This is a genomic window from Algoriphagus sp. 4150 (genome assembly GCF_031457395.1).
Taxonomy (GTDB): domain Bacteria; phylum Bacteroidota; class Bacteroidia; order Cytophagales; family Cyclobacteriaceae; genus Algoriphagus.
In genome coordinates, this window is record NZ_JAVDWS010000004.1 from 257959 (window position 1) to 274246 (window position 16288).

Consider the following 16288-nt stretch of genomic DNA (forward strand, 5'->3'; position numbering starts at 1 on the left):
ACTGTTAAAAAATGGCTAAATTATGCCGTAAGAATCTGATGCCCATAAAACTCCTTGTCATGCTTCAAAATGCCGATGTGTTCAGCAGTTACTCCGTGGATGATATTCCAAAAGCCAAGTCTTTCTATCAGGATACTCTTGGGCTTCATGTAGCAGAAGATGAAATGGGATTTATCTCTCTTCACCTTAGTGGGGGTGGGAATGTAGTTATTTATCCCAAGCCCAATCATACACCCGCTACATTTACTGTACTGAATTTTTCTGTGGATGATATTGACCGGACGGTGGATGAGCTGATTATGAAAGGGGTCAAGTTCGAACAGTATCCAGATCCTATTCAAACCGATGAAAAGGGGATCTGCCGTAAAGGTGGCGGTCCATTGATCGCTTGGTTTAAGGATCCTGCGGGCAATATTTTGTCTGTGCTTCAGGAAGTGTAAGTTGATTGATCTTCATACTGTCATAGAAAAGCTTCATCAAGCTGTCCTAAGTAGGGTATGGCAGGCTTGCCTTTTGGCAGTCAAGCAAAAACGAGTATAAGCTTGTGAATTAATCCTGCTTACGGAGAACCAGGATAACGCTCAGCGGAAAAGCCTTTTGTATGTCACAAACGGCGGAGTATGCTCATCCAAAAAGTTAAACGTTGAATATCACTTAGCTGTATCTGCGTAACCCTCCGTATCCCCAAGTTGTTAAAACAAAAAATCCCGACCTGTTTAGATCGGGATTTTGCATTGTGGCTGGATTACCGATTGGTTTATATCCGCTTCTTGTGAGAATTTTATTACGGATAATTGATAATTTAATAGTGTATATAGTTGGTCAGTAATTGCAAATCAAGTTTCTTGGCATTCTCAGTTGACTGCTTGTAGCCTCTCAGCACTAAGGTATAAACTCTGTTGCCTCTGAGCTCCACTCTGGTCGCTGTAGCTAGGGTTTCGCCTGTGCTTGAGACAACAGTTAAGTCATAAATTTTGCTGTCCAAACCTTTAAAATCTGAATTGGATTTGAAGGCCAAATCAGCAACGAATGGAGTTTCGCTTTCATCGATTAACAGCGATGCTGTTCCCGCATCAGGAGAAAGATTTATCATTCTGATTTGTGATTTACCTGCAGTGGTCTGAGACCAGTTGTCATCAAGCAAGACAGCATCCAGCGTACCTGCATCCTCTACTACAAACATGGAGTATACTGAATCAACTTTGATTTCGAATTCTTTATCCAAAAGAGAAGTCACAGAGTTACTCTGAGAAAACTTAAACAGTCTCTTGCCCGGATAGAAGTTGCTGTAAGCCAAAGCTTCGGAATACTTCAGTGGGTTATTGTTGACCTGGTTTTGGTCTGCAAATACTATAACCCCGGTATTGTTCGGTGCACCATTGTAAATAGAGATATAACCTGCAGGTGGGTATTCAATAGGGTCCTTGTCATTATCCAAGCAGCCTGTCAATCCCAAAGTTCCGGCAAGCAACGCTATTGAGGCCAAGTGTTTAAGGTTCTTCATAGCAAATGAATTTACACTCATCATATGTATTTGTTGGTTTTAGTTTTTAATCTTTACCAAGACGCGTGACAAGATTTATTCGCTACACAAAGAATTAAAATTTATTAACAGCGGTAAAGGTGGTCTGTGCGGACACAGACCACAGGATGATCGGAAACAGTCTATATACAGACTAGGATGAAGATTGTGCCGGTGAAAATGGTGCGGGTAGCTCTACTGCTAATAGGCTAGTACTGCTCCCAGAAATTTGGAGGAGTGATGCCCAAGGCCCGGAGATACACATATCCCTGACCACGATGGTGTATCTCGTTGTCAATAATGTAAAACAGGGTACTGTATCCTGAGCCTTCATATTGACCGAAGGCGACTATGTGTTGCTGAAATCTCTCTATAGGGATAGCTTTCCAATGACGTTCGATTTTCTCGGTGGATTCATCCCAACTGTCCAATAGTGCCGCTTTTGTTGTCAGTTCAGTTTTATCTTCGTCAAAAGCCTCCCATTCATTCGTGGCCAAGCCCTCTGCAGTGGGTGCCGCCATAGCTAGCATTTCTTTGATCAGCTTTGCAAAAGGACGCATGCCGCCCAAACTGAATTCAAAAAGTTCTTTCTCAGGAAAAGCTTCCAATACTTTTCGGGTGAGTTTGCGATGTCCTAGCCAGTGAGTCAAAAGCTGATCTTTGTTGATGATTTGAGCTGTTGTAGCTGATGTTGTAGTTTCCATAGTGCTTGTGTTTTGTTTAAGAATACCCAAATAAACAACCGTATTGTGTCAGCCCTATGTCAGCAGTGTTTTGGGGTTTTGGAAATTTTTCTGATTTTTTTCAAGTTTCTTTACTTTCAAACTTTTGATCCCTATTTCCATGAACAGAATAGACCGACTTACAGCCATCCTCACACATCTTCAGTCGAAGCGAACTATCCGCGCTGCAGAGCTCGCAGAGCGCTTTAGCGTGAGTCTGCGTACCATATACCGGGATGTGAGATCTCTGGAAGAATCCGGCGTGCCGATTATCGGGGAGGCCGGACAGGGATATTCGCTGGTAGAAGGATACAGGCTCCCTCCGATTATGTTTAGTAGGGAGGAAGCATTGGCACTTTTGGTAGCAGACAAGTTGGTGGAAAAACTGCTGGATGAGCAGAGCAGTAAGTTTTTCAAAGAAGCGTTGATCAAAATCAAGGCAGTATTGAAATCCACAGAGAAAGATTTATTGGTGGAAGTGCAGGATACCATCAAGGTTTTGAAGTCAGGCTCTTCACAGTCCATGAATAAATCCAGCAAGGCTTTTCAGGTTGCGCTACAGGCTATTTCGGAGAAAAAAGTGCTGGCTACCGGTTATATGACTTTTGACCCGCAGCGGAAATCAGATCGAGAGCTTGAACCCATAGGCTTGTTTCATTCCTACGAGCAGTGGTATTTATTGGCATTTTGCCGTCTGAGAGATGATTATCGCACGTTTAGATTAGATAGGTTTAGCAAACTTCACATCACGGATATTTCCTATTCTACTGTAAAGCATCCTTCTCTACAGTCGTATTTGGACAAAATAGCGAGTGAACAAAAACTTCATCAAATTATTTTGGAGGTACCGGATGGTTCTTTGAAATACCTCGCCAACTCAAAATACAACAATGGATTTGTGTCGGAAGAAAGGGTTGGGAATAAGACTGAGATGACCTTTATGAATTCCTCCATAGAGGGATTTGTACGCTGGGTGATCTCACTCGGCGATATTGTGGTGATCAAACAGCCTGTAGAGCTTCAGGATCGATTAGCTCAGTTGCTGCACGATATTAGAGAAATGCAGGAGGGGGGCTCAGTAGATAGAGATTTTTGCCCATAGGGTAGTCTAGGGAAATAAATTTCCGGGTTTTTTATAAACTTTTGCCCACAGGGCAGTTACTCTTTGAGGTTTTTCGAATCTCGAAAAGTTGTACCTGTTTACTATCCAGAACAGGAGATGTTTTATATTTTCACCTCACAGGGAAAATATTCAGAAACTAGAGCTTTGATTTTATCCAAGGTCTCGGGCATGGGGAGTGTACTCATTCCTCCTTCGGCATTTGCATGTCCGCCCCCGTCAAAATGATTGGCAGCTAAACCATTTACAGGATTCTGTTTGCCTTTGGAGCGGAAGGATATCTTAATAATACCATCCCGCTCTGAAAGCACAATAGCTACTTTCATCCCTTTGATGGATAATGCAAGATTGGCCAGACTATCTGTGTCTCCTTTTTTGTACTGATATTTTTCCAACTCCTCTTTAGTCAGCGAAATAATAGCTACAGAATTTTCATCCATAATCTCCATTTTCTCGCTCATTGCGAATCCTTGCAGCCGAAGACGGCTTGCTGTATTGGTATCATTCAGCAATTCATGAATCAGGTGATGTTGGACACCTCCGGCCAGCAATTTTGCCAGTACTTCATGAGTTCTTGCTTTCACGGAATTGAACCGAAAGCTCCCCGTGTCAGTGAGAATTCCCAGATATAAAGGAGTGCCTATCTTTTCATCCAGCAAAGCCCCATTTCCGGATTGTTCTATCAATTCCACGATCAATTCAGCCGTGGAGGATGCGGAGGTTTCGGAGATTGTTATTGAGGTGAAACCCTGTGGGTCAAGATGATGGTCGATCATGATTTTGGGACAGGTTGCCGATTCCAGTAAGGATTGCATTTCAGAGCCTACACGATCAGTAGAGTTATAGTCGAGGCAAAAGATCAAATCTGCCCCAATAAAGGCTTGGGTAACTTTCTCAGATTCCTCATCCATCACAGTGATGGGGGACAAGTCAAGGAAGTCCAAAAAACTGGGAGCTTTATCCGGGTGACAAATGAGGGCTTTTTTGCCAAGCTTTTCTATAAAATGAAATAGACCCAAAGAAGAGCCGACAGAGTCACCATCAGCAGATTTGTGGGCAGTAATGAGAATAGTTGAGGCCGATAGGATTGCGGCTTCTATTTGTTTGTACGTATTCATGAAGGAGGTTTTGCCGGGGAATTATGCTTGAATCAAGAAGACTGTAAGGCGGTAGGATAAATCCCTCTTGCCATCTTTTGGAAAGGGAGATTTGCCAAATTTAAGCTTCTAAAATTTAATCACGGCACATATGTGATGTTTCGCGGATATGTATCTTCATTTATAATAAATATGAGTGATTTATCTTTACTTAGGGATTTTCTGATGCATGGATAAAGACCTATTGTGGTCAATAAGCTTGCACTTGCTGAAAAACCGTTCGCATGAAAAATGGGTTAATCATTCAATATGAAAGCTTTTGATTTGTTACTGGCGTTTTTCAGCATGCCCTACTTATGAGATGTGAGAAGATGCAGTAATAAATGACGGTCAGTCACTCTCTCAGCTCCGCTCTTTTTTCTTCAATCTCAGTAGCCAAAATTGCATTAATATCTGTTTTGGTACCAAGAAGCAAATGGATAATGGTTCCATGTTCACGGGCATCGGGATCGGTTATGGTTCCTATTTCTTCCGAGCTTTCGAAAAATGAAATCTCCCGATCGCTTACACCATCTTCAGCTTCTCTGACCAAAATTATATTTCTAATTTCCCTGCTTAGGTCCACCCAATTGACATAGTCTGCATTCATCGTAACAGCCTTCAAACCTTTGGTTTTGGTGTAAAAGTTGATTGCTCCCGCTTGTCCATAGTTGTCACAGATGATCAGTGTGTATTCCTCTTTGGGAGCTTTGGAGTAGGCAAGATCTACTTTCTCTGCCAGCTCTTTCCAGCCCAGCATATCCGCAAAATCCTGTGACAAATCGTGAATTTCACCATCTTCCCATCGATTTTCCATTAGTTCAGGATGACGACTCTGGACTTTCTTCAGGTATTGAGGATCTCCGATGGGATATGTCATCGGGGCAGTCAGGATAAATAGCGCTATAGGAATAACCATGACTACCGGCTTTAAATACTTACCCCAGCTTTTAGAAAATAAATGTGAAAGATAAATTGCTCCAAATGCATAATGAATAGGATAGAGACCAATGGCATAATAGTTCTTTGCCTGAAAATAAGTAAAGATGGCCAAGGTGAAAACTGTGGACCAGAAGAACACCTGATACTTTCGAAAAGGAGGGTATGTGAAATAGGAAATCATGGACAGAACCAGTACGAAAGCAGATCCGAAAAAGAAGAAAAATTGATCCGTGAGAAAATTCAAGCGATTCACATGAACCAACTGATGGTTACTTAGCATACGCATGTGCCAGATCACCGGAAAATCGTTTTGCCACTGCCAGATCAGATTTGGCAAGGCGATTAGCAATGCCAGACCCAAAGCGGCATACAAATGCGGATTCTTGAAAATCTTCCGCTCAGAAGTCAGCAGCAAAGCGGGTACTAATCCAAGCAATTGAAATGCGATGTTATATTTATTCAAAAATCCAAAGCCTATACCAACGCCTAGCCAATACAGCCATTTGTTTTTCCCGGATTGGATATAGCAGAGTAGAGAGTAGTACACAAATGTCCAAGCCAAAATGTCAAAAGAATTAGGCTGGAAAAGGATATTCAGCCTCGCCAAAGCTGAAAATATCAGGCAAACTGCTGCCAGGGATTGTGCATATAAATTACCACCAAGCCTTTCTATAGCTTTCCAAACAAGCGTAATCGTCAGCGCCCCAAACAGTGCGGGAAAGAACTTGACCCAAAATTCAGAATTGCCAAGTAGAAAGATCAAATAAGATAACCAAGAAGTAACCGGCGGAACCGAAATATAGCCCCATGCCAGATGATGTGCCTGATCTAGATGCAGGTATTCATCTCTATGCAGATCGTACCCCGAGTCTATGAGTAGGTATTGAAGTAGGATTTTGATCAGGATGAAGCCTATTAGAAAACCGGTGTTTTTGGTCATGGCCTAAAAAGATTACCCGTTAAATATCAACTTAAACGTAGTTCCTTCACCCTGCGTAGAGCGAACCTGAATATTGCCTTTGTGGCGACGCATGATTTGCTTGGAAAGACTCAGCCCGATTCCGGACCCTTTGGATTTGGTGGTGAAGAATGGAATGAAAATCTTGCTTAAAGCCTCTTCTTCGATTCCTTTTCCGGTGTCTGCCACCTCCAGAATTATTTTTCCTGCCTCATCGATAAATGCCCGAAGGATGATTCGTTTGACTTCAGAATCTTCTACTGCCTGAATGGCATTTTGGGTAAGGTTGATCAGAACCTGCTCAATTTGAGTTTGGTCTCCAAATAGGATAAGTTCCTTAGGATTTATTTCTTTAATTAGTTCTATCTGATAAGTTTCAAGTTGATTTTGTAGCAAAACCTCAAGTTGGTGGAAGAGCTTTGCGATAGCTATACTGCTGAACTTGGGTGCCGGAATATGGGCCAAGCTTCTAAAGTCAGACACAAAACTGATCAGACCCTGACTGCGCTTTTCTATCGTGCTGATTCCCATCAGATAGTCTTCCATGTCTTGTGGACTGATTTGTTCCACATTCTCTATTTTGCTTTCTATCTCTCCTTGGATCGTTCCCGCCAACGAAGAAATTGGAGCAATTGAATTCATGATTTCATGGGTCAGGATTTTGACAAGGTTTTGCCATGCTTCCATTTCCTTTTCCTCCAGCTCGGACTGGATATTCTGTAGAGAGACCAATTTGAATTTCTCCCCACGCATGAGCAGTTCGATCACATAGACTGAAATCTGCATGATCCCGTCGGGATGGGCGATCTTGATCAATTCACTGCCGCCTGTTCTTAGGTCATTGATTGCCAGGTGTAATTCCTTGTTGATTTTTTCGATTTCCCCGATGTTTTTCAATTCTTCCACATCGAGAATTCGCTTTGCTGCGGTGTTGATGATCTGTATTCCGCCGTTTTCTCCAAACGTGATCAATCCTATGCTCAGGTGCTTAAAGACTGATCTGAAATATTGATAATTAGCTTCTTTTTCAGCTTGGTCTTCTTTTAGCTTTGCGAGGATCGCATTGAATTCTATGTGAAGATCATCTGTCTCCGTACCGTCAAATTTGACCGGATAAAGCTGAGAGTATTTATCCTGCTTAATGTTGTCCAGAAAAACGCGCACTTTCTTAAATGAACCTTCGGAATAGCGAAGCAGGTAAATGATTTGAAATACCACCAAAACCAGTAAAAGGGAGATCATGAAGACTCCCCAACTGGCTATGATGGCATTGGAAAGAAGAAAGAGAGAAGCGGCCAAAAAGGCAATTCTCCCGAGCAAGCCAACTTTATAGTCCATATTTTTCCAGCCTTCTATACAAGGAAGCTCTGGTCAGTCCGAGTTCCTTAGCTGCTTTAGAGATATTCCCTCCATTTTTGTCAATTGCTCTCTGGATCGTGTTTCGCTCCATATCATCGAGGTTAAGCGTCACTGAAGTGGGAGCTTTGTCCGAAGCCGGCTTGGCAGAGAGGAAGAAGAAGTCTCTTGAATCCAGTACATCCCCTTCAGCCATAATAATAGCCCGCTCGATGGCGTGCTGAAGTTCCCGGATATTGCCGGGCCATGCATAATGCTGCAAAAGATCCATGCCCGCGGTAGTGAATCCTGTGAAGTTTTTGCGGTATTTCTGGCTGTAGCTTTTCAGAAAATGGTTTGCCAACACAGGAATATCATCTTGTCTTTCACGAAGTGGGGGAAGGAAAATCTCTACCGTATTGATTCTATACAATAAATCCTGACGGAAGGTATTGTCTGCAATACTCTCGTGAAGTGGCATATTGGTAGCGCATATCAGGCGAATGTCTACCGGAATGGCTTTGTTTGTGCCTATTCTGGTTACCTCTCTTCTTTGAAGAACCGTCAAAAGTTTGGATTGTAGGGGAAGAGAAAGATTTCCTATTTCGTCCAAAAACAAGGAGCCTTTATCAGCTATTTCGAATCTACCGGAGCGATCATCTTTGGCATCTGTAAATGCACCTTTTTTATGGCCAAACAGCTCAGATTCAAACAAGGTTTCTGTGATAGCACCCATATCTACCCCTACAAAAATCTCATCTTTTCTAAGTGATCTGTCATGAATAGCACGTGCGATCAGTTCTTTTCCCGTTCCATTTTCGCCCAAAATCAACACATTGGCATCTGTCTGAGCCACTTTGTCTATGATGGAGAAAATATTTTTCATAGAAGCACTTTGACCAATAATGTCGGTGTAGGGCTTTTTCATGTCAGTCTGCAATTGCTTTTGTTTCTTTTGCAGCTTGTCTACTTCATTATAGCTTTCCTTCAGTCTGATAGCGGCAGATAGCGTCGCAATCAATTTCTCGTTTTGCCATGGCTTCAGGATGAAATCGGTAGCGCCTTCTTTCAGTGCCTGTACAGCCATTTCTACATCGCCAAACGCTGTAATCAGAATTACAACCGCCTTGGGATCGATTTCTTTGATCTGTTTTAGCCAGTGAAAGCCTTCTTTTCCTGAGGTGGTATCCTCACGGAAATTCATGTCCAAAAGGATTACATCGTAATTATTGTTATTGATCAAAAAAGGGATTCTACGGGGATCCTTTTCTATCATGACTTCTTTAGCGTGCTTTTTCAGAAGCATCTTGGCAGCAAAGAGTAAGTCTTCATTATCATCGATGATAAGAATCTTGCCTAAATCTTGAGTTTCCATTGTGAATTGTTTGGTGTTCTTAAGGGGAAAATGATGCCAACCCCAATATAGGCCTATAAAATGGGTTTCGTTAGTAAAAGTGTCCAATTATGTACGCTTTCATGTTGAAATCGGACATAATTTACCGGATTTTCATCCCTAAGAGATTTTTGTAACTTTGTACTTTACTAAAACAAAAGACTATGCAAGCTAAAAAAGGAGATGCAGTTCAAGTGCATTATACCGGTAAATTGGAAGATGGAAGCGTATTTGACTCTTCGGCAAATCGTGAACCATTAGGATTTACCTTAGGCGATGGAAATATGATTAAAGGTTTTGATGCCGCTGTGGACGGCATGACCTTAGGAGACAAGGTGACTGTGACTATCCCTGCTGCAGAAGCCTATGGTGAGCGCAGAGAGGATATGATGATCGAAGTGCCGATAGAGCAAGTTCCTGCTGATATCAAACCAGAAATAGGAATGACATTGACTCTTCAAGGAGGCAATGGACAGCCTATGCCTGTAGTTGTAGTAGATGTGGATGCGGAAAAAATCACATTGGATGCTAATCACCAACTTGCAGGAAAAGACTTGATCTTTGATATTGAATTGGTGAAAGTCAACTAATAGAGCTGAGTTTATTTAGTTAGAAAAGGCTGTTTCAGATGTGAAGCAGCCTTTTTTTATAGTGGGAGGAGACAGGATCGGGTTCCACTAGTGGCATCGGAAGTCTCCTCACCTCAAGGCCTTTAGCCACGTTGGGGTTGGGTAAATTCTCACCTTGTCTTTGGATACAATGGCAAGTCTTTCTTGTCCTATTTGGATGTAAACGGATTCAGAGCTCTCAAGCTGCGCAAGGGTACTTATTTCGTTGGTGGAGAGGGAGATTGCCATCAGCTTACCTTGATCACACCAAAACAAATGTTCTCTGTAGTAGCACAACCTGGGAATGTTTTTCAAATTTATTTTTCGCATCAGATTCCCCTGATTGTCAAAGATAAATATACCTGTATCCGGTACATTCATAAACAGACGATTTTTGAATTCCCTGATTTCTGTGACTTCCAAGTGATCAGTATTCAATATCAAATTCAATGGTTGTGACTGTATGACAAGATTTCTTCGATAGTCGATCGATTTGAGACTTAAATCCGACTCGTCCCAAACCCACAGTACATTGTTGTTTCCCAAAGTAGCGGCTTTAGCCAGGTTTACTTCGGAAAGAGTGGAACCATCTTCTGCCAGGGGATTCAGAAAACGATCCAAAATTCTGTATTCCTGCAAATCTGCCGAAAAGCTAAAAATGTTCACTGTCCAGGCAGCTTCCAATTGGCTCAGTCTTCCTTGTCGGGAGGGAGAGAATAAATTTAGCTGTTTTCCGCCCTGGTTGAAAAGGTAGATGTCTCCAAAAGTATTACTGATGAACAGTTGGTCTTGAGTGTCAAAAGAAACCAGGTCCAGATTATCGAGCAAAATTTCAGCTTGGGGAGCTCCTAGTTTTGCCATTTGCTGTGAAGAAGCGACCAGTGGTAGAATGAAGATTATTAGCAACCCCAGTGATTTCATCCTTTGAAGGTAATTAGCTTGGCTTCCTGACCGTCAAAGGTTAAGTAAGTATTTTGAGTGACCCATTCCCCAAGGTTAAAATAAGTTGCGTTCTTGCCCACTTTTAGTTCCAGAGGTAAGTGTCTGTGGCCGAAAACATAGAAGTCGTGATGTTTCTTTCCTTCCAGTTCCTTGCAATAGGCCCAAAGCCACTCGTCCTCACCCAGGAAGCGACTTTCATCTTTTGCCATATTGGTAATACGGCTATGGCCGGACCAGGCTTTGGCGAGTTTTATGCCCAAATCAGGGTGAACCCAGTGGAATAGCCATTGTGCTGTAGGACTTGTAAAGATTCTCTTAAGTATTTTGTATGAATTGTCTCCTGGACCGAGTCCATCTCCATGACCTACCAAAATAGATTTTCCTTCTACTTTCAGCTCAATAGGATGGGGATAGACAGGTACACCCAGCTCTTTGGTGAAGTAGTCTTTCATCCATAGGTCATGATTGCCTGTGAAGAAAATGATAGGAATACCACGATCTCTAAGCTGATGGATCTTTGATATAAACGGGATAAAGCCTTTGGGAATCACCTGTCCATATTCAAACCAAAAGTCAAAGATGTCTCCGACTAGAAAGATGGCAGCAGCATCATTGGCAATGGAATCCAGCCAGTGGATGATTCTTTTTTCCCGGATCTTGCTTTCGACTTCATTGGGCGCCCCAAGATGAAAATCTGATGCGAAGTAGAGTTTTTTTCCATTCAAGGGAAAATCCAGCGGGGTTGATTGCATGACTAAAGATATACGGGCAAAGACAAAAACAAAAAAGCCCCGAGTGATTCGGGGCTTTCATTATAAGATTTGATTATCTGAATTCGGCGCCGGAATCGGATCAACCAAAGGATCGGATGATTTCGGATCGCTATCGTCTTCCTTCGTTACCAAATCCGGATCTTTCAACTTGTCTTTTTTGTTGGTAAATGCCTGATAGGTGGTCTCCTTATCAAAAGGCCTTTTACCAATCAATCGCTCCAAATCAGCTTGGAATAGGATTTCTTTTTCCAAGAGTTCTTTTGCCAGTATCTCCAGCTCCTTGATTCGGTGGGTGAGCAACTCTAAGGTTCTGTCATAAGCTGACTGAATTAGTTTCCTGACTTCCTCATCGATCACTTCTGCGGTTGTTTCTGAATAAGGTTTGGTCATTTTATAACCATCCCCTTTGGAATCGTAGAAAGAAACATTTCCGATCTTATCGTTCATACCGTATACCGAAACGATGGAGTACGCCAACTTAGTAACGCGTTCCAGATCACTCAAAGCACCGGTGGATATTTTTTTGAAGATGATTTGCTCAGCAGCACGGCCACCCAGTGTCATGCACATTTCATCCATCAACTGCTCTGTTTGGTACAGGAACTGTTCTTTGGGAAGGTATTGGGCATATCCCAACGCAGCTACTCCACGGGGAACAATACTTACTTTGACCAATGGATCGGCATGCTCCAAGAACCAGCCGGCTACAGCGTGACCGGCTTCGTGGAAAGCAACGATTTTCTTTTCTTCAGGAGAGATTATCTTATTTTTCTTTTCCAGACCGCCGATAACTCTATCGACTGCATCTTGGAAATCCTGCATATCTACTGCCGTTTTATTTCTTCTGGCTGCGATCAAGGCTGCCTCATTACACACGTTTGCAATCTCTGCACCTGCAAATCCCGGAGTCTGTGCAGCACATTTCTTAGGATCCACATCATCTGCCGTTTTGATAGGCTTCAAGTGTACTTTGAAAATAGCTTCACGTCCGTTGATATCAGGTTTGTCGATGGATATCTGTCTGTCAAAACGTCCCGGTCTTAGCAAAGCGCTATCGAGTACATCCGGTCTGTTGGTTGCGGCTACTACGATTACCCCTGTGTCAGTGCCGAAACCGTCCATTTCCACCAATAGAGAGTTGAGCGTATTTTCTCTTTCGTCGTTTGAACCCGGCATTTGACCTTTACCTCTTGATCTACCGATAGCATCGATCTCATCTATGAAGATGATACAAGGTGCTTTCTCCTTGGCTTGCTTGAAGAGATCACGGACCCTCGCGGCACCGACACCCACAAACATCTCCACGAAATCAGAGCCTGATAAGGTAAAGAAAGGTACGCCTGCTTCTCCGGCTACAGCCTTTGCAAGTAAGGTCTTACCTGTGCCCGGAGGGCCTACCAGCAATGCACCTTTTGGTATTTTGCCTCCAAGTTTGGTGAATTTCCCCGGGTTTTTCAGGAATTCCACAATCTCCTGAACTTCTTCTTTAGCTTCGTCAAGTCCTGCCACATTGTCAAAAGTAATTTTGACCTTGTTTTCAGCATCGAATAGCTGAGCTTTGGATTTGCCTACATTGAATATCTGTCCACCGGGTCCTGAAGGCCCTGCCATACGGCGCATCATAAACCAGAACAATACAAACAGTAAAATCAAGAAGCCAAAGCTACTGAAGTAACTCCCCCAGTTTTCCTCTGTCGCTACGGATAACTCAATCCTGTCTTCCTGAGGCACTGCCTCTTTCAGTGAATCGAAGTCATTGGCGAATTTGTCTACAGAAGCTACTTGAAATGAATAATGCGGGCCCTGAGGATTAAAAAAGGTGGAATTTGATTCCAGCTCAGTCTTGTATTTTTCTGTAGATAATGCTGAAGATTTAAGAGTGATGTCCACGCGCTCCATGTTTTTTACCATGGTGACTTTGGATACATCCCCTGCCAAATACATATCCTCAAATCTTTTCTGGGTAATGTCCACAACGGCATTCCTATTTTGAATATAGGTAAGGCCAAGCAGAACGGCTACCGCGGCAATAATCAGCCAAAGCTGGAAACCGGGCTTTTGGGGTGTCTTTGGTACAAATTTTTTGTTTTTATTCTTAGTGTCGCTCATTTCTTATAAGGGTAATTTCATAAACTTAAGGTAAAACGGAGAGTGAAGCTGAAAGTTCGGGACTTTTATCCTATTCTGGTGACTTTAGCATCTCCCCAAAGTTCTTCTAATCCATAATAAGCTCTCTTATCTTTAAGGAAAATATGGGCCACAACGTTCACATAATCTACCAAGATCCATTGACGGCTACTTTTTCCTTCACTTTTCCAAGGATTTCCCTGACCGATTTTTATAATCTCATCTTCGATAGAATCTGCAATTGCGTCGAGTTGTGTGTCAGAACTGCCTGAGCAAATAACAAAAAAATCTGTTACCGTATTTTTTATGTTTCTTAGGTCCATCACTACAATGTCTGAGGCTTTTTTCTCCTCCATTCCTTTGATGATTACTTTGCTCAGCTCTTCTGCTGTCATATTATTCATTTATTTTTGCAATGTCGTGGATAAAAATATCCTTTTTAGACGAATCCAAAATTTATGTATAAAATTCTTGCCAATACGATTTTTTTAGGGAAAGATGTGCATTTCCTGCCAGAGTGTCACTCGACTAATGACATCGCACTGAAACTGGTCAGGCAAAGGCAGGCCGCAGAAGGAAGTGTCGTGATCTGTGGACATCAGACGCAAGGAAAAGGCCAACGTGGGAATTTGTGGTATTCGCAGGCCGGTAAGAACCTCACGTTCTCACTGGTGTTGCGTCCTGATTTCATGGATATCTCCGAGCAATTTTATTTGAACATGGCTGTATCAAATAGCATCAGGAGATTAATGCAGGATTATATCCCACAGTTGGAAGTGAAATGGCCAAATGATCTAATCGTCCCCGGGTTTGGGAAGATTGGCGGGATTTTGATCGAAAATACCTTTTCGGGCAAAGAATGGGAATACGCCATAGTGGGAATTGGTTTGAATATCAACCAGCTTGATTTTGGATCCACCACCGCAGCATCCATCAGATCAATTACGGGAAGTCACTTCGAATTGGAAGAATTATTCCGTCTATTGATCACCCAGCTGGAGCAGGGTTATATTCAGTTGAAAAAAGGAAAGTGGAATGAGATCAAATCGGAATATCTGATGCATTTGTACAGAATGGATTCTTGGGCAAATTATTCGGCAAACGGGGAACAATTTCTGGGAAAAATAGTTGGGATAAGTGCAGAAGGAAAGCTTGAGGTGGAACTGGAAGAAGGTGAAACGGTGCGTTACGGCTTGAAAGAGATCACATTTGTACCTTAGGTTTCATTTCAGATTCCAGATTTTATACGGTACCTTTGCGCAGGTTTTTAGTGGATAAAAAAACGTTAACTAACAATATTATGTCAGAAACTACATCTGAAAAGTACGTTCAATACAAGGTAAAAGACATCTCCTTGGCAGAGTGGGGCAGGAAAGAAATTAAATTGGCCGAAGCTGAAATGCCGGGTTTGATGGCTCTTCGTGAAGAATACGGAGCTTCTCAGCCTCTGAAAGGTGCTAGAATAGCTGGATGCCTTCATATGACCATCCAAACAGCCGTTTTGATCGAGACATTGGTTGCTCTTGGTGCAGAAGTGACTTGGTCATCCTGCAATATTTTTTCTACTCAGGATCATGCTGCTGCTGCTATTGCTGCTGCAGGTATTTCTGTTTACGCCTGGAAAGGCCTGAATGAGAAAGATTTTGATTGGTGTATAGAGCAGACCCTGTTTTTTGGAGAAGATCGCCAGCCATTGAATATGATTTTGGATGATGGCGGTGACCTGACCAACATGGTTTTGGACCAGTATCCTGAATTGGTTGCCGGTATCAAAGGCCTTTCGGAAGAGACTACTACCGGAGTTCACAGACTTTATGAGAGAATGAAAAACGGCACTCTTCCAATGCCGGCTATCAATGTGAATGACTCGGTGACGAAGTCAAAATTTGACAATAAATATGGCTGTAAAGAGTCGCTCGTAGATGCGATCAGAAGAGCTACCGATGTGATGATGGCAGGTAAAGTAGCCGTAGTAGGTGGCTATGGTGATGTAGGAAAAGGTTCGGCTGCTTCACTTAGAGGTGCCGGTGCAAGGGTAATCGTCACTGAAATCGATCCAATCTGTGCGCTTCAGGCCGCTATGGATGGCTTTGCTGTCAAGAAAATGATAGATGCTGTAAAAGAAGCCGATATCGTAGTCACTGCGACAGGTAATAAGAATATCATCACGGAGGAGCATTTCAGATTGATGAGAGACAAAACCATCGTGTGTAATATCGGCCACTTCGACAACGAAATCGATATGGCTTGGTTGAATGGCACGTATGGAAATACAAAGATTGAGATCAAGCCTCAGGTTGATCTTTACAACATTGAAGGAAGTGAAATTATTGTGCTTGCTGAAGGCCGTTTGGTGAATTTGGGCTGCGCAACGGGCCATCCATCATTTGTGATGTCCAATTCCTTTACCAATCAAACGTTGGCTCAATTGGAACTGTGGAACAACACAGATGAGTACAAGCCTGGAGTATATGTTTTGCCAAAGCACTTGGATGAAAAGGTAGCTGCGCTGCACCTAGCCAAATTGGGTGTTGACCTTGAAGAGCTTTCTCAGGAGCAAGCTGAGTACATAGGTGTTACTGTAGAAGGTCCGTTCAAGCCTGACTATTATAGATATTAATTGAGCAAGACTCACATTGGAGCCCTGATTTTGAATCAGGGCTTTTTTTGTCATTAACCACAGGAGTGCACAGAGGTTTTCACAGAGGGC

15 protein-coding genes are annotated in these 16288 nt (G+C 42.6%); 5 read left to right on the forward strand and 10 right to left on the reverse strand.

Annotated elements, in window-relative coordinates; translation table 11 throughout:
• The first annotated feature begins 11 nt into the window (after positions 1–11).
• Positions 12–440 (forward strand): VOC family protein, encoded by a 429-nt coding sequence (locus J2X69_RS08780; RefSeq protein WP_310101664.1) that lies wholly within the window; start codon positions 12–14, stop codon positions 438–440.
• Positions 441–802: 362 nt separating this feature from the next.
• On the opposite strand, the gene J2X69_RS08785 is transcribed toward J2X69_RS08780, so the two are convergent.
• The gene (locus J2X69_RS08785) at positions 803–1504 is read right to left on the reverse strand and encodes a DUF4397 domain-containing protein (protein ID WP_310101669.1); all 702 of its coding nucleotides are present in this window, start codon (positions 1502–1504) and stop codon (positions 803–805) included.
• 227 nt (positions 1505–1731) lie between these two features.
• The gene (locus J2X69_RS08790; RefSeq protein ID WP_310101672.1) at positions 1732–2226 is read right to left on the reverse strand and encodes a DinB family protein; all 495 of its coding nucleotides are present in this window, start codon (positions 2224–2226) and stop codon (positions 1732–1734) included.
• Between the two features lie 139 nt (positions 2227–2365).
• Between J2X69_RS08790 and J2X69_RS08795 the strand changes: the two genes are divergently transcribed.
• Positions 2366–3346 carry a YafY family protein gene (locus tag J2X69_RS08795; protein ID WP_310101673.1) on the forward strand — a complete coding sequence of 327 codons (981 nt, stop codon included), beginning with the start codon at positions 2366–2368 and terminating at the stop codon, positions 3344–3346.
• Between the two features lie 122 nt (positions 3347–3468).
• Here J2X69_RS08795 and J2X69_RS08800 read toward each other — a convergent pair whose 3' ends face one another.
• The 4 genes from J2X69_RS08800 to J2X69_RS08815 form a co-directional block, all read right to left on the reverse strand.
• Positions 3469–4482 carry a bifunctional oligoribonuclease/PAP phosphatase NrnA gene (locus J2X69_RS08800; RefSeq protein ID WP_310101677.1) on the reverse strand — a complete coding sequence of 338 codons (1014 nt, stop codon included), beginning with the start codon at positions 4480–4482 and terminating at the stop codon, positions 3469–3471.
• Positions 4483–4855: 373 nt separating this feature from the next.
• Positions 4856–6382, reverse strand: coding sequence for a glycosyltransferase family 39 protein (locus J2X69_RS08805; RefSeq protein ID WP_310101680.1), 1527 nt, complete (start codon positions 6380–6382; stop codon positions 4856–4858).
• 12 nt (positions 6383–6394) lie between these two features.
• Positions 6395–7738, reverse strand: a complete 1344-nt coding sequence (locus tag J2X69_RS08810; RefSeq protein ID WP_310101682.1) for an ATP-binding protein — start codon at positions 7736–7738, stop codon at positions 6395–6397.
• Entirely contained in the window at positions 7728–9110 is a 1383-nt protein-coding gene (locus J2X69_RS08815) for a sigma-54 dependent transcriptional regulator (protein WP_310101684.1), read from the reverse strand. Before J2X69_RS08815 ends, J2X69_RS08810 begins: the two co-directional genes overlap by 11 nt.
• A 182-nt stretch (positions 9111–9292) precedes the next feature.
• Here J2X69_RS08815 and J2X69_RS08820 point away from each other — a divergent pair, with 182 nt between their 5' ends.
• Positions 9293–9718, forward strand: a complete 426-nt coding sequence (locus J2X69_RS08820) for a peptidylprolyl isomerase (protein ID WP_310101686.1) — start codon at positions 9293–9295, stop codon at positions 9716–9718.
• A 108-nt stretch (positions 9719–9826) separates the two neighbouring features.
• Here the strand turns inward: J2X69_RS08820 and J2X69_RS08825 are convergent, their stop codons facing one another.
• From J2X69_RS08825 to rsfS, 4 genes are all read right to left on the reverse strand, one after another.
• Positions 9827–10597, reverse strand: coding sequence for a hypothetical protein (locus J2X69_RS08825; RefSeq protein ID WP_310101689.1), 771 nt, complete (start codon positions 10595–10597; stop codon positions 9827–9829).
• A gap of 56 nt (positions 10598–10653) precedes the next feature.
• Entirely contained in the window at positions 10654–11430 is a 777-nt protein-coding gene (locus J2X69_RS08830; protein WP_310101691.1) for a UDP-2,3-diacylglucosamine diphosphatase, read from the reverse strand.
• A 60-nt stretch (positions 11431–11490) separates the two neighbouring features.
• Positions 11491–13560, reverse strand: a complete 2070-nt coding sequence (gene ftsH, locus J2X69_RS08835; protein WP_310101694.1) for an ATP-dependent zinc metalloprotease FtsH — start codon at positions 13558–13560, stop codon at positions 11491–11493.
• A 65-nt stretch (positions 13561–13625) separates the two neighbouring features.
• On the reverse strand, positions 13626–13973 hold the full coding sequence (gene rsfS / locus J2X69_RS08840; protein WP_310101763.1) for a ribosome silencing factor: 348 nt from the start codon (positions 13971–13973) through the stop codon (positions 13626–13628).
• 63 nt (positions 13974–14036) lie between these two features.
• On the opposite strand from rsfS, the gene J2X69_RS08845 reads away from it, so the two are divergent.
• Positions 14037–14798, forward strand: coding sequence for a biotin--[acetyl-CoA-carboxylase] ligase (locus J2X69_RS08845; RefSeq protein ID WP_310101697.1), 762 nt, complete (start codon positions 14037–14039; stop codon positions 14796–14798).
• Between the two features lie 80 nt (positions 14799–14878).
• Entirely contained in the window at positions 14879–16198 is a 1320-nt protein-coding gene (gene ahcY, locus J2X69_RS08850) for an adenosylhomocysteinase (RefSeq protein WP_310101701.1), read from the forward strand.
• The last annotated feature ends 90 nt before the right edge of the window (positions 16199–16288 follow it).

Bases quoted from the DNA above. Each gene is read 5' to 3' on its own strand.
- J2X69_RS08780 (WP_310101664.1), top strand. From the start codon at position 12: ATGGCTAAATTATGCCGTAAGAATCTGATGCCCATAAAACTCCTTGTC.
- J2X69_RS08785 (WP_310101669.1), bottom strand. From the start codon at position 1,504: ATGAAGAACCTTAAACACTTGGCCTCAATAGCGTTGCTTGCCGGAACT.
- J2X69_RS08790 (WP_310101672.1), bottom strand. From the start codon at position 2,226: ATGGAAACTACAACATCAGCTACAACAGCTCAAATCATCAACAAAGAT.
- J2X69_RS08795 (WP_310101673.1), top strand. From the start codon at position 2,366: ATGAACAGAATAGACCGACTTACAGCCATCCTCACACATCTTCAGTCG.
- J2X69_RS08800 (WP_310101677.1), bottom strand. From the start codon at position 4,482: ATGAATACGTACAAACAAATAGAAGCCGCAATCCTATCGGCCTCAACT.
- J2X69_RS08805 (WP_310101680.1), bottom strand. From the start codon at position 6,382: ATGACCAAAAACACCGGTTTTCTAATAGGCTTCATCCTGATCAAAATC.
- J2X69_RS08810 (WP_310101682.1), bottom strand. From the start codon at position 7,738: ATGGACTATAAAGTTGGCTTGCTCGGGAGAATTGCCTTTTTGGCCGCT.
- J2X69_RS08815 (WP_310101684.1), bottom strand. From the start codon at position 9,110: ATGGAAACTCAAGATTTAGGCAAGATTCTTATCATCGATGATAATGAA.
- J2X69_RS08820 (WP_310101686.1), top strand. From the start codon at position 9,293: ATGCAAGCTAAAAAAGGAGATGCAGTTCAAGTGCATTATACCGGTAAA.
- J2X69_RS08825 (WP_310101689.1), bottom strand. From the start codon at position 10,597: ATGGCAAAACTAGGAGCTCCCCAAGCTGAAATTTTGCTCGATAATCTG.
- J2X69_RS08830 (WP_310101691.1), bottom strand. From the start codon at position 11,430: ATGCAATCAACCCCGCTGGATTTTCCCTTGAATGGAAAAAAACTCTAC.
- ftsH (WP_310101694.1), bottom strand. From the start codon at position 13,560: ATGAGCGACACTAAGAATAAAAACAAAAAATTTGTACCAAAGACACCC.
- rsfS (WP_310101763.1), bottom strand. From the start codon at position 13,973: ATGACAGCAGAAGAGCTGAGCAAAGTAATCATCAAAGGAATGGAGGAG.
- J2X69_RS08845 (WP_310101697.1), top strand. From the start codon at position 14,037: ATGTATAAAATTCTTGCCAATACGATTTTTTTAGGGAAAGATGTGCAT.
- ahcY (WP_310101701.1), top strand. From the start codon at position 14,879: ATGTCAGAAACTACATCTGAAAAGTACGTTCAATACAAGGTAAAAGAC.